Source organism: Micromonospora sp. DT43 (assembly GCF_049841645.1).
GTDB lineage: Bacteria > Actinomycetota > Actinomycetes > Mycobacteriales > Micromonosporaceae > Micromonospora.
The window spans coordinates 33223-45755 of sequence record NZ_JBNCKR010000022.1; the positions used below are offsets into that span (position 1 = coordinate 33223).

Genomic DNA, 12533 nt, shown 5'->3' on the forward strand with positions numbered 1-12533 from the left:
GCCGTCCTGCGCGCCTCCGGACGGCTGGCGGCCCGGGCCTCGGGTCGGCTGCGCCGGGTCGCCGGGCAGGCGGGGTTCGCAAGCGTCGCCACCACTGATCCGGACGCCCGGCCGCTGCCGCCGCGCCGCCGGGTCGGGTCGACGCGGCGTGGGCTCGGCACCGGGCCGGGACTTCCGGTCCTGGCCGTGGCCGCGCTGATGGTGGTGATCGTGGCGATGCTGGGCGTCGAGCAGGTGACAGGCGTGAGTCTGCTGCCGGAGCGGATCAGCGCCGGCCTGCGACCGCCGCCGAAGAAGTTCCCGGTGCTGCCGGCCAGCCGACCGACCGCTCTCGCCATCGGCAAGATCGACCTGCGGGCGCCGCTGCACGACGTGGGCATCGCCCCGGACGGCACCATCGCCGTGCCCGACGTGGCCCGCGCCCAGGAGGCCGGCTGGTACGACAAGGGCCCCACCCCCGGCCAGTACGGACCGGCGGTGATCGTCGGACACGTGGACACCACCACCGGCCCGGCCGTCTTCCACCAACTGCGGGACCTGCGCGCGGGCGACCAGATCGAGGTCACCCGCTCCGACGGCCGGGTCGCGGTCTTCGAGGTGGACTCGGTGCAGCGGTTCGACAAGGACCGGCTTCCGGTGGACGAGGTGTACGGCGACTTCAGCCGCCCCAGCCTGCGGCTGATCACCTGCGGCGGCCGGTGGGTGGGCGGTGAGCGGGGCTACTCGGACAACCTGGTGGTCTTCGCCTCGCTGGTCAAGGCCCGTGACGGTTGATCTCCGGCGGCGGCGTCGAGGTACTCGGCGAGCCGGGCGGCGCCGGTGAGCATGGCCCGGCCGCGCTCGGTCAGCCGTCGGCGCCACTGGCCGAGCGACGCGGCGAGCGGTTCGGCGCCACCGGCGTTGCGCACCCGACCCAGCACGTCGGCGATGTGGTCCAGCCGGTATCCGCCCCGACGCAGCAGGTGGGCGAGTTCGGCGTCCCGGACGTCGTCGGGCGAGTAGACGCGGTGGCGGGTCACCCGGTCACGCTCGGGCCGCAGGATCCCGGCCGACTCCCACTTGCGCAGGGTCGCGGGTCGTACGCCGAGGCGGTGAGCGAGCACGCTGATCGGCACGGTGCCGCGGCTCTGCGGGGTGGGCTCCGCCGCGGTGAGAGTGGTGACCGCCGCCTCGACCGCGTCCAGGGTCTCCCGGTCGCGCTGTAGCAGCCCATGGCCGTGGTCGATCGTGCGCAACGCCGTCTCGATCTCGCCCCGGTTGACGGCGCGCATGATGTCGCCGCTGGCCGCGTGACCGTGACCCACGATGAGCGCGAGATAGGCGCACAGGGCCTTGGCGTGCGCCTCGGTGAACCGGCGGTACCCGGTCGCGGTGCGCGCGGCCGGTGGCAGCACGCCGTCTCGTTCGTAGTTGCGGACGGCCTGCGCCGACAGCCCGTGCCGACGGGCGAGGTCGACCGGTCGGCGTACACCCGGGTTTGAGGGTTTTGGGGTTGCCACCGCGCTCCCTCGCTCTGAAGTCTCCACCGCTGGTGCAACGATACGGTTGATGCAATGACCACCCTTCTCGACCTGCTCGCCGGTTCGCCGACACTGCTCGCGCTCGGTGAGCCGACGCACGGCGAATCCGCCTTCCTCCAGATCCGCAACGACGCCTTCCTGACGCTGGCCGAGCACGGCTACCGGTCGATCGCGGTGGAAAGCGACCGGGCCGCGGGACTGCTCGCCGACGAGTTCGTGCAGGGCGCGGCCGTGCCGCTCGACCGCGTGCTGGCCGACGGGTTCAGCCACGGGTTCGGCGCGGCGCCGGCCAACCGCGACCTGCTGCTGCGGATGCGCGAGTGGAACCACGGCCGGCCCGCCGCCGAGCGCCTGAGCCTGCACGGCTTCGACGCCCCGCTGGAGATCGAGAGCGCCCCGAGCCCACGTCGTCACCTGCTGCGGGTGTGCGACTTCCTCGACCTGGACCGGTCGGCGGAGATCGACGACCTCGTCGGGGACGAAGCCCGGTGGAGCGACACGGCCGCGATCTGGGAGCCGGCCCGGTCGATCGGACGCTCGTCCGACGCCCAGCGACTGCGGGTGCTCGCCGACGACCTGCTGACCGAGTTGTACCTACAGGCACTCCGACGGTCCGAAGGCTGGCCGGCGGCACTCGTCCACGCCACGTCGGCCGTCGCGCTGCTGCGCTACCACGCGGCGGCCGCGGCGCAACTTCCCCAGGAGGAACGCTTCGCCCGCCTGGCCGGGGTCCGGGACGCGCTGATGGCCGAGAACCTGCTCGCGATCCGGGCGGTCGAGGCACACCGCGGACCCACGCTTGTCTTCGCGCACAACACGCACCTCCAGCGTCACCCGAGCACGATGACGGCTGGCGCGACGGAGGTGTCGTGGGCCGGCGCCGGCGCGATCGTCGGAGCGCTGCTCGGCGAACGGTACGCGGTGATCGTCGGCAGCCTCGGCGCAAGCCCCGCGCTCGGCATCTCCTCGCCCGCCGCGTCGACCTACGAGGGCAGGCTCCAGCAGCAGTTCACCCTTCCCGGGTACGTCCCCACGGCCGAGATCGGGCCGGCCGAGCGGAGAACGCACGACTACCGCTACTTCCCTCTGGACCAGGCCACCATCGACCACGCCGACGCGGTGCTGCACATCCCGACCGGAGTCGACGCGGCAGTGCTCGCCGACCGGATCCTCGCGCTGCCCGGCGTCGAGCAGGTGGTGGCGAGCACAGAGAACGGGTCACCCGAGGGCACCTGGGGCGACAGGTTCTTCTTCGTCGGCTCGGATCGCCGCCAGCCGTTCGCCACAATCGTCGAGCACGACGTGCCCGGCTTCGACGAGGCCGCGCAACTGGACCGTCCCGGCGTCTTCCGCCTCAACCTGGACCTGGGCCGGGCCGAGTTCGAGAGGCTGTTCGGCTTCCCACCGAAGGCGTTCGAGGAGCACCGCGACGCCTTCGACTTCGCCCGGGTGGACACGGTCACGCCGCACCCGGGGTACGCGCTGCACGGCTTCGCCAGCATCGTGATGCCCGGTCCGCAGATGCTGCCCGAGGTCGACCGGCTGCTCGCGATCGCCCACGGCCGGGCGGTCGGCCGACACGAGCGCGCGATCCGGCGGGCAGCCGACAAGCGGGACTGAGCCGGCCCGCCGCTTCTGCCGCAGCCGGGCTCGGGGTCAGGCGGCCGCCTCGGGCTCGCGCAGGTCGAGCCAGTCGGCCCAGCGGGGGTCCGGAGCGCGGTGCCCGAGGACCCGCCAGGCGGTGCCCTTCGGCGCGGTCGGCAGGGCGTGCAGCCGCCAACCCAGCTCCGCCGGGGTCTTGTCGCCCTTGGTGTGGTTGCACCGGGCGCACGCGGCGACCACGTTCTCCCAGGCGTGCCGGCCACCCCGGCTGCGCGGGAAGACATGGTCGATGGTCTCGGCCGGCCCCCGGCAGTAGGCGCACCGCCATCCGTCCCGGGCGAAGATCGCCCGGCGGGACAGCCCGACGTGGGTGCGGTAGGGCACCCGGACGAAGCGGGTCAGGCGGACCACCGACGGCACCGGCAGCGCGTCGCGCGCGCTGTGCAGGATGCCGTCGCCGTCGGCGACACAGACGGCCTTGGCGGAGAGGACGAGGATCGCGGCGCGACGCACCGACACGACACACAGGGGCTCGTAGGTGGCGTTGAGGACCAGCGCGCCGGAGCCCACCGTGGGTCGTATGTCAGGCATCGCGCTCACCCTCCCGGTTCAGCGGCTGCTGCAAAACGCCCGCCGACCGGAGCCGGGCACGAGGGCCCGCACCGTCGACGCCCGTTCGATCACCGACGTCCGTTGCGCCAATAGTCCCTGATCGGACCCCGGATTGCACGCACTAATCCGGGGTCGGACATGAAGCTCTTTCCCGCACCTGTCACGATGGCCGGTTCGCCCCGGTCCGATCCGGCGCTCGGCCGCATCTCACCCGGCCGGTGGGTCGGCGGCGGTCGGTCCGGGGCGTTGCGGTACGAAGACAGGGTGAGTACCGCCAGCGAGACACCCCTTGCCCTGTCCGACGCCGTGTCGGTGAACTGCCAGGGCAGCACCTCCTGTGAGTGGATCTACGGGATCACCAGGTCGGCCTGGTTCGCCGAGGGCAGCTACTGGATCCTGCTCAAACCGCTGCGGGTGCTGCTGATCGTGGCGCTGGCGATGATCGCCCGTTGGGCGCTGCACCGGACGATCGACCGGCTGGTCCGGACCACCACCGACGGCGCGGTGCCGACCATGCTGCGGCCGCTGCGCGAGCGGGTGCCCACGGCCGCCGTCGACCCGGCCGAGTTCGTGCCGGAGCGCCGACGGCAACGGGCCGAGGCGATCGGCTCGGTGCTGCGCAGCCTGACCACCGCGTTCGTCTTCGGCATCGCACTGCTGATGATCCTGCGCGAGTTCAGCTTCGACCTCGCCCCGCTGCTGGCCAGCGCCGGGATCGCCGGCGTGGCCCTGGGTTTCGGCGCGCAGAGCCTGGTGAAGGATCTGATCGCCGGGCTCTTCATGCTCATCGAGGACCAGTACGGCGTGGGCGACAACGTCGACCTGGGCGAGGCGACGGGTGTCGTGGAGTCGGTCGGGTTGCGGGTCACCACGGTCCGCGACGGACGCGGCGTGCTCTGGTACATCCGCAACGGCGAGATCGTCCGGGTGGGCAACAAGAGCCAGGGCTGGGCGCTGGTGGTGGTGGACCTGCCGATCGGCTTCAGCGGTACGGAGGAGGCCAGCGCCGTGTTGCGAACGGCCGCCGCCTCTGTCGCGCTGGACCCGGAGCTGTCGCCGGAGATCGTGGAGGCGCCGGAGGTGCTGGGTGTCGAGCAGATGACTGTGGACGGCGCCGTGATTCGTACGGTGGTGAAGACGACCGCCGACGGCCAGTTCGCGGTGGGCCGGGAGCTGCGCCGCAGGCTGGCGGAGGCGCTGGAGAACTCGGGGATCACCGCGCAGATCGCCGCCGCCCGCATCTATCCCGGTGTGTCGAGCCGGCCGCTGCCGGAGGGCGAGACCGGTCAGGGTGGCGCCACCTGACGTCGGCGACACTGGCCGGCGATACAGGGGTCGCGAGCCGCCCGGCCCCTCAGGTATCGTCCGTTCGTTCAGTCGGGGATGCGACGAACGATCCGTTCGCCCTAGCTAGTTGTCAGACGATCGGGCAGAATCCGGAGCACGCGTTCCCGCCGGAGCGTGGTCACATCCTCGCTGATCCTCAGATCTGACGAGTGTTCCCGGCCCGGCCGCCACGAGTTGCCGTTCCGGGGGCCGATGGAGGCGACGGTGCCCGACGAGCGACCTTCCGCGGAAGGCCCGGCCACTTTTCGCGAAGTGTTCGCCCAGCGCGAGTTCCGGGCTGTCTTCACCGCTGGAGCTCTGTCCTGGGTCGGTGACTACGTCGCCAAGGCGGCCGTGACCCTCCTCGTCTACCAGGAGACCAGGTCCGTCGCGCTCTCCGCCGCCGCCTTCGCGATCAGCTACCTGCCGTGGTTGCTGGGTGGCCCGCTGCTCACCGCCCTGGCCGAGCGGCACCCGTACCGCCGGGTGATGGTGATGTGCGACGTGATCCGGATGGCGCTGATGCTGCTCATCGCCATCCCGAACCTGCCGGTCCCGGCGGTGCTGGTGCTCCTGTTCGCCTCCACGCTGGCCAACCCGCCGAGCCAGGCCGCGAAGTCCGCGCTGATGCCGCAGATCCTCGCCGGCGACCGGCTGGTGATCGGGTTGTCGCTGAACGCCAGCATCGGACAGGCCGCCCAGGTCGTCGGCTACCTGCTGGGCGCGGCCGTCGCCTCGATCGACCCGACGGTCGCGCTGTTGTTCAACGCGGCCACCTTCGGCTTCTCCGCACTGCTCGTCCGCCTCGGTGTGCGGAACCGGCCGGCGGCGATGACCAGCGCGCACCGCTCGCACCTGCTCCGAGAGACCGGCCAGGGGTTCCAGATCGTGTTCGGCACACCTGTGCTGCGGGCCATCGCGGTGCTGGTGTTCAGCGCGATGCTGTTCTCGATCGTCCCGGAAGGGCTGGCCGCGGCGTGGGCCAACAAGGGCTCCCGTGGTGACATGGACGCGGGCACCGCGCAAGCAGTGATCATGGTCGCCAACCCGCTGGGCTTCATCCTGGGCGGGCTGCTGATGAGCCGGCTGTTCGGCCCGACCCGCCGGCTGGCCCTGATGCGGCCCCTCGCGGTGCTCGCCCCGCTGGTGTTGGTGCCGACGCTGTTCAACCCACCACCGCTTGTGGTGGCGTTGCTGGCCGCCCTGTGCGGGTTCGCCGTCGCCGGGATGCTGCCGATGGCCAACGGGCTCTTCGTCCGGGCGCTGCCGGCCGGATTCCGGGCTCGCGCATTCGGCGTGATGGCCACCGGCGTCCAGATCATCCAGGGTTTCGCGGTGCTGGCCACGGGGCTGCTCGCCGAGCGATTCTCCATTCCGGTGGTGGTCGGGGTCTGGAGTGCCGTAGGGGTGCTGCTGATGACGATCGCCGCCGTGCGCTGGCCGGACAAGCAGACGGTGGACGACACCATCGCCGAGGCCGCCGCGGCCAGCGCCGAGCCGACCCCCCGTCCGGGCGGCACCCCGACGGGCGCCGACCTCCGGCCCGGCGACGGGCACCGCCGGCACGCGGTGACCTGATCGGCGGCGTGAGCCGACGCACGGTCTCCGGGTCGGGCCGGCGGCCGACACGCCTGGCAGGATGGAACGGTGAACCCCGCAGGTGAATCCGACCGTCCCGATGCGTCGATGACCCTCTTCGAGGCGGTCGGCGGCGAACCCACCTTCCGTCGGCTGGTGGACGAGTTCTATGTCGGCGTCGCGAGCGATCCGCTGCTGCGTCCCATGTACCCCGAGGAGGACCTGGGTCCGGCGGCCGACCGGTTGACCCTGTTCCTGATGCAGTACTGGGGTGGGCCGAACACGTACTCGGCGCAGCGCGGGCACCCGCGGCTGCGCATGCGGCACGCTCCGTTCCGGATCGGCGTGGCCGAGCGGGACGCCTGGCTGCGGCACATGCGCCAGGCGGTGGACCGGCTCGACCTGGAGCCGCCGCTCGCCGTCGCCCTCTGGGACTACCTGGAGCGGGCCGCGTACTTCATGGTCAACATGATGGAGGACCCGGCCGGGCGCGCCTGACGGCGCGCCCGGGCACGGACGCCGCGGCCTGCCTCAGAGCAGTGCGCCCTCGTCGTGCAGCCAATCCACGAAGCTGGTGGCCACAGCCGCCCCGCAGTCGAGCATCTCGACCAGCAGAGCGTCGTGGGTGCCGGCGCCCAGCGGCACCTGCAGCTCGGCGTAGATCGGCAGTTGACCGCGCTCGGTGGGGTCGCCGATATACGCCTTGCAGAAGCGCCGGGTGTGGTTCCACTCGTTGACCACCCGGTAGGCCCGGTCGGCCCAGTCCGGCGGAACGGTGGCGTGCGGGCGGGCCCGCATCACCAGGATCTCGTCCTCCGGGCCCTCGAGGGTCACCAGCACGGCGTGCCGCTCCCACATGGCCAGCAGGTTGCCGTCGCCGTCGGCCAGGTAGCGCACGTCGAGCAGGTCGAGTGCGTCACAGACACGGCGCAGGCTCACCGGCTCGATGGTCGCCGGCATCTCGGTCAGTACGGGTCGGTCGCTGCCGGGGCAGTCGTCCCCCGGCTGGCGAGGGTTCGGCGGGCCGACCCGGACCGCGCTCTCCACTGTGATCCCGCTTCGGGTTTCCGGATCGCCGCCGTCGGCGGGACCGGGGCGCCATGACCACCACGGCATCGCTCGTCGCACCTCACTCCCCAGCGGATCCAGTCGCCTACGGTGCGTTGGATCCGAGGATGGACGGTACCCGGACAGCCGGGTTGAAGCATCCCCCCAACGGCCGCACCGGTCCAGAAGAATGAGCAGGGGTCATCCGAACGGACGAGCTGTGAGGGGTGTCACGGCAAGATCGGTGGCCTTCTGCAACCAGGCCGCTCCATATGGTGCCACCAGGCCCACCCAACGGCCGGCCACCCGCACCTGCACCTCGGAGCCCGCCGGGGCGTCGACCGCGCCGAGGAAACCCAGCCGTACCAGCCCCTGCACCAACCGCTGCGGCACCTCGACAGCGGGGCCCGGCGGATCGTCCGGCGTGACCCGTACGGCGACGTGGTCGAGCAGCGCGTCGCGCAACGCGCGCTGACCCACCGCGCGGCCCGCCACCCCCTGCTCGCTCGCGGTGCGCAGGGTGCCCGCCGCCGCGTCGGCGATCCGCCGCAGCTCCACGCCGGGCAGTACCTCCACCGGCTCGCTGCGCGCCGGTGGCAGCGGCCAGCGCCACTGCGCGTCGCGGCGGGCCGGCAACGCCGCGCCACCGCGTTCCAGCTCGGCCAGCAGGTCGGCGGCCCCCACGGTGACGTCGCCGGCCGCCGCACCGGCGACAGTGCGGGTCACCAGCACCTGCCACGGCAGCCGGGCGAACAGGGCGACCCGGCCGGGTGCGCCGGCCGGCCGCAGCCGGACCGGCGCCGCCGCGTCCAGCCGGACCAACCGGGCCAGGAAGGCACCCGCGTCGGCCACGCCTGTCACGCCGTGCGTGGACGGCGACGCCGCCACCCGGTCCGGGCCGGCGGCGCCCGGCCGCGTCACGCCCCGCCGCCCTGCGGGGCGTACGTGAGCAGGAAATCCCGCTCCTCGGCGGTGATCCGCCGGGGCACCTGGCGGGTCAGGTCGAACGGCACCAGCACCGAGCGGGCGCGGCTGGCCAGCACCTCGCCGTCGTACAGCTCGTACGCGACGGTGAACCGCGACGCCTTGATCTCCTCCACCCACAGCTCGATGCGGACGGTGGGCGCGGCCTCCGCGGTGGCCCGACCCAGCGCGTAGTCGACCGGGCGCAGATAGTCGACCTCGTGCCGGCGGATCACCACTCCGTCGGCGAACGAGCCCACTCCCCACGCCCGGCCGCCGGCGAACATCAACGCCACCCGCGCCTCCTCGTAGAGCGTGAGGAAGCGCGAGTTGTTGACGTGGCCGTACGCGTCCAGGTCGGACCAGCGCAGCGTGCAGTGGTAGACGAACCGGTCGGACATCAGTCGCGGGTCAGCTTGCGGTAGGTCACCCGGTGCGGCCGGGCAGCCTCCGCGCCGAGGCGGTCGATCTTGTTCTTCTCATACGCCTCGAAGTTGCCCTCGAACCAGAACCACTTGGCCGGGTCCTGGTCGTCGCCCTCCCAGGCCAGGATGTGCGTGGCGACCCGGTCCAGGAACATCCGGTCGTGGGAGATGACCACGGCGCAGCCGGGGAACTCCAGCAGGGCGTTCTCCAGGCTGGAGAGCGTCTCCACGTCCAGGTCGTTCGTCGGCTCGTCGAGCAGGATGACGTTGCCGCCGATCTTCAGGGTCAGCGCCAGGTTGAGCCGGTTGCGCTCACCGCCGGAGAGCACCTTGGTCGGCTTCTGCTGGTCCGGACCCTTGAACCCGAACGCGGCGATGTACGCCCGCGACGGCATCTCGACCTTGCCCACCATCAGGTAGTCCAGACCGTCGGAGACGACCTCCCAGACGGTCTTGTCGCCGTCGAGGCCCTGCCGGTTCTGGTCGACGTACGACAGCGAGACGGTGGGGCCGACGCGGACCTCGCCGCCGGTCGGCTCCTCCAGCCCCACGATGGTCTTGAACAGCGTGGTCTTGCCGACGCCGTTCGGGCCGATGATGCCGACGATGCCGTTACGCGGCAGCGAGAACGACAGGTTGTCGATCAGCAGCCGGTCGCCGAAGCCCTTGCTGAGGTCGTTCGCTTCGATCACCGTGCTGCCCAGGCGCGGGCCCGGCGGGATCTGGATCTCCTCGAAGTCCAGCTTGCGGGTCTTCTCCGCCTCGTTGGCCATCTCGTCGTACCGGTCGAGGCGGGCCTTGGACTTGGTCTGCCGGGCCTTGGCGTTGGAGCGGACCCACTCCAACTCCTCGGTGAGGCGCTTCTTCATCTTGGCGTCGCGACGACCCTCGACGGCCAGCCGGGCGGCCTTCTTCTCCAGGTAGGTGGAGTAGTTGCCCTCGTACCCGATGGCCCGGCCGCGGTCCAGCTCCAGGATCCAGCCGGCCACCTTGTCCAGGAAGTACCGGTCGTGGGTGATCGCCATGACGGTGCCGGCGTACTTGGCCAGGTGCTGCTCCAGCCAGGAGACGCTCTCCGCGTCCAGGTGGTTGGTGGGCTCGTCGAGCAGCAGCAGGTCCGGTGCCTCCAGCAGCAGCTTGCAGAGCGCCACGCGGCGGCGCTCACCACCGGAGAGCTGGGTCACGTCGGCGTCCGGCGGCGGGCAGCGCAGCGCGTCCATGGCGAGTTCGAGCTTGGAGTCGATGTCCCACGCGTCGGCGTGGTCCAGCTCCTCCTGGAGCTTGCCCATCTCCTCCATCAGCTCGTCGGAGTAGTCCGTCGCCATCTGCTCGGCGATCTTGTTGAACCGCTCCAGCTTGGCCTTGGTCTCGGCCACCGCCTCCTCGACGTTGCCGAGGACGGTCTTGGCGTCGTTGAGCGGGGGCTCCTGGGCGAGCATGCCGACGGTGTAGCCGGGCATCAGCCGGGCCTCGCCGTTGCTCGGCTTGTCCAGCCCTGCCATGATCTTGAGGAGGCTGGACTTACCGGCGCCGTTCGGGCCGACCACACCGATCTTGGCCCCCGGCAGGAAGCTCAGCGTCACGTTGTCGAGCACGACCTTGTCGCCGTGCGCCTTGCGCGCCTTTTCCAGGACGTAGATGTACTGGGCCACGGTGCGGGCTACCTCCGTCGGATTGCTGTCGCCTGAGTCGGCGGCGCGGCGCGGGCTGGGACCTGCACCCGCCGCCGCCGGCCGGGAGCCGGCCGCGCGCACGCCATCGTCAATCCTGACAGGTACGGCGCGCTTCGCCCACATCACCCCGCCCCAGGAGTACGCGGAGAGCGATCGCCAACCCATGATCCACTCGACTTTATGGAAATCGGGCCGTCCCCCGCGCCTGGATACACCAGTTTCAAGAAACCCGAGTCGATCACCCCGGTTGTCGACAAGATCACCCTCAGGATTTCGAGGAGTACGAGGCGGGTAGGAGACTCCGGCACGGGGCACAAGACGCCGCAGCTACGCTCAGTACGCTCATCGCGGTGGACCCGTCAGCACCCGGAGGTGGCCGATCGTGACCGTCCGTAGCTCCTTTGTCGTAGTGGCGAACCGTCTGCCGGTCGACGAGGTGAGCACACCCGAGGGACGGCAGTGGCGACGCAGCCCGGGCGGGCTGGTCACCGCGCTGCATCCCGTGCTCGCCGAACACAAGGGCACCTGGGTCGGCTGGGCCGGCGGCACCGGCGCCGCCCCCGAGCCGTTCGACCTGGAGGGCATCCGGCTGCATCCGGTTCCGCTCAGCGCCGAGGAGCTGGAGCGCTACTACGAGGGCCAGTCCAACGCGACGATCTGGCCGCTCTACCACGACGCGGTCGAGACACCTGCGTACAAGCGGCGTTGGCGGGAGGCGTACCGCCTGGTCAACGCCCGGTTCGCGGAGGCCGCGGCGGACGTCGCGGCCGAGGGCGCGACGGTCTGGGTGCAGGACTACCAGCTCCAGCTCGTCCCGGCGATGCTCCGCGAGCTGCGCCCGGACCTGCGGATCGGGTTCTTCCTGCACATCCCGTTCCCGCCGATCGAGCTGTTCATGCAGATGCCGTTCCGCACCGAGATCCTGCGCGGTCTGCTCGGCGCGGACCTGGTGGGCTTCCAGCAGCGGCTGGCCGCGCAGAACTTCGTCCGGCTGGCCCGGCACCTGCTCGGGCTGCGCTACGAGGGGCAGATGATCCAGGTCGACGGTCGGCAGGTGAAGGCGGGCGCCTTCCCGATCTCCATCGACACGCAGGAGATGGAGCGGATGGCCGCCGACCCGGCGATCCAGGCGCGGGCCAAGCAGATTCGCGCCGAGCTGGGCGACCCGAAGACGATCATCCTGGGCGTGGACCGGCTCGACTACACCAAGGGCATCGAGTTGCGGCTCAAGGCGTTCCGCGAGTTGCTCGCTGACGGAAAGTTGACAGTTCCAGACGCCGTTATGGTGCAGGTGGCCACGCCGAGCCGCGAGCGCGTCGAGCACTACCAGGCACTTCGGGTCAAGGTGGAGCGCGAGGTTGGTCGGATTAATGGCGAATTCGGCCGAGTCGGCGTGCCTGCCGTGCATTACCTCCATCAGTCGTACAGTCGCAGTGAACTGGCCGCGATGTACGTTGCTGCGGACGTGATGATGGTGACCCCGCTGCGAGACGGCATGAACCTCGTGGCAAAGGAGTACGTCGCATCCCGTGCCGACCAGGGCGGTGCGCTCGTGCTCAGTGAATTCGCCGGCGCCGCAACGGAGCTGCGCCAGGCCTTTTTGTGTAACCCGCACGACCCGGACGCGGTCAAGGACGCCCTGCTCCGGGCCGTGCACGTGGAAAAAAGCGAGGCGCGCCGCCGGATGCGGACAATGCAACGTCACCTGCGTACCCACGACGTGGGGCACTGGGCCAAGTCTTTCCTCTCCGAACTCGGAGTTCCCGAGGCGGAGGACGCGTGAACAC

12 protein-coding genes are annotated in these 12533 nt (G+C 71.2%); 6 read left to right on the plus strand and 6 right to left on the minus strand.

Annotation, left to right across the window (positions count from 1 at the left end; genetic code table 11):
- The first annotated feature begins 6 nt into the window (after positions 1-6).
- A complete protein-coding gene (locus ACLQ26_RS31805) occupies positions 7-774 on the plus strand; it encodes a class F sortase (protein ID WP_425748107.1) in 768 nt (255 codons plus the stop codon).
- Here ACLQ26_RS31805 and ACLQ26_RS31810 read toward each other — a convergent pair.
- Positions 720-1499, minus strand: a complete 780-nt coding sequence (locus tag ACLQ26_RS31810; protein ID WP_425748059.1) for a TioE family transcriptional regulator — start codon at positions 1497-1499, stop codon at positions 720-722. The genes ACLQ26_RS31805 and ACLQ26_RS31810 overlap by 55 nt on opposite strands.
- 54 nt (positions 1500-1553) lie before the next feature.
- Here ACLQ26_RS31810 and ACLQ26_RS31815 point away from each other — a divergent pair, with 54 nt between their 5' ends.
- Positions 1554-3140, plus strand: coding sequence for a DUF6194 family protein (locus ACLQ26_RS31815; RefSeq protein WP_425748061.1), 1587 nt, complete (start codon positions 1554-1556; stop codon positions 3138-3140).
- A gap of 36 nt (positions 3141-3176) precedes the next feature.
- On the opposite strand, the gene ACLQ26_RS31820 is transcribed toward ACLQ26_RS31815, so the two are convergent.
- On the minus strand, positions 3177-3713 hold the full coding sequence (locus ACLQ26_RS31820; protein WP_354860605.1) for an HNH endonuclease: 537 nt from the start codon (positions 3711-3713) through the stop codon (positions 3177-3179).
- Positions 3714-3980: 267 nt separating this feature from the next.
- On the opposite strand from ACLQ26_RS31820, the gene ACLQ26_RS31825 reads away from it, so the two are divergent.
- The 3 genes from ACLQ26_RS31825 (at position 3981) to ACLQ26_RS31835 (ending at position 7136) form a co-directional block, all read left to right on the plus strand.
- Positions 3981-5039, plus strand: coding sequence for a mechanosensitive ion channel family protein (locus tag ACLQ26_RS31825; RefSeq protein ID WP_425748108.1), 1059 nt, complete (start codon positions 3981-3983; stop codon positions 5037-5039).
- A 234-nt stretch (positions 5040-5273) separates the two neighbouring features.
- Entirely contained in the window at positions 5274-6638 is a 1365-nt protein-coding gene (locus tag ACLQ26_RS31830) for an MFS transporter (RefSeq protein WP_425748062.1), read from the plus strand.
- Between the two features lie 108 nt (positions 6639-6746).
- Positions 6747-7136, plus strand: a complete 390-nt coding sequence (locus ACLQ26_RS31835; RefSeq protein WP_363679614.1) for a globin — start codon at positions 6747-6749, stop codon at positions 7134-7136.
- A 33-nt stretch (positions 7137-7169) separates the two neighbouring features.
- On the opposite strand, the gene ACLQ26_RS31840 is transcribed toward ACLQ26_RS31835, so the two are convergent.
- From ACLQ26_RS31840 to ettA, 4 genes are all read right to left on the minus strand, one after another.
- A complete protein-coding gene (locus ACLQ26_RS31840) occupies positions 7170-7754 on the minus strand; it encodes a YbjN domain-containing protein (protein WP_358106650.1) in 585 nt (194 codons plus the stop codon).
- Positions 7755-7886: 132 nt separating this feature from the next.
- Complete coding sequence (locus tag ACLQ26_RS31845) at positions 7887-8606, minus strand: hypothetical protein (protein WP_425748063.1); 720 nt, start codon at positions 8604-8606, stop codon at positions 7887-7889.
- The gene (locus ACLQ26_RS31850) at positions 8603-9049 is read right to left on the minus strand and encodes an acyl-CoA thioesterase (protein WP_007464226.1); all 447 of its coding nucleotides are present in this window, start codon (positions 9047-9049) and stop codon (positions 8603-8605) included. The genes ACLQ26_RS31845 and ACLQ26_RS31850 overlap by 4 nt, the downstream gene beginning before the upstream one ends.
- Positions 9049-10725 (minus strand): energy-dependent translational throttle protein EttA, encoded by a 1677-nt coding sequence (gene ettA / locus ACLQ26_RS31855; RefSeq protein ID WP_363679620.1) that lies wholly within the window; start codon positions 10723-10725, stop codon positions 9049-9051. Before ettA ends, ACLQ26_RS31850 begins: the two co-directional genes overlap by 1 nt.
- Before the next feature lie 403 nt (positions 10726-11128).
- Here ettA and ACLQ26_RS31860 point away from each other — a divergent pair, with 403 nt between their 5' ends.
- Positions 11129-12529 (plus strand): alpha,alpha-trehalose-phosphate synthase (UDP-forming), encoded by a 1401-nt coding sequence (locus tag ACLQ26_RS31860; RefSeq protein WP_425748064.1) that lies wholly within the window; start codon positions 11129-11131, stop codon positions 12527-12529.
- Positions 12530-12533 lie beyond the last annotated feature (4 nt).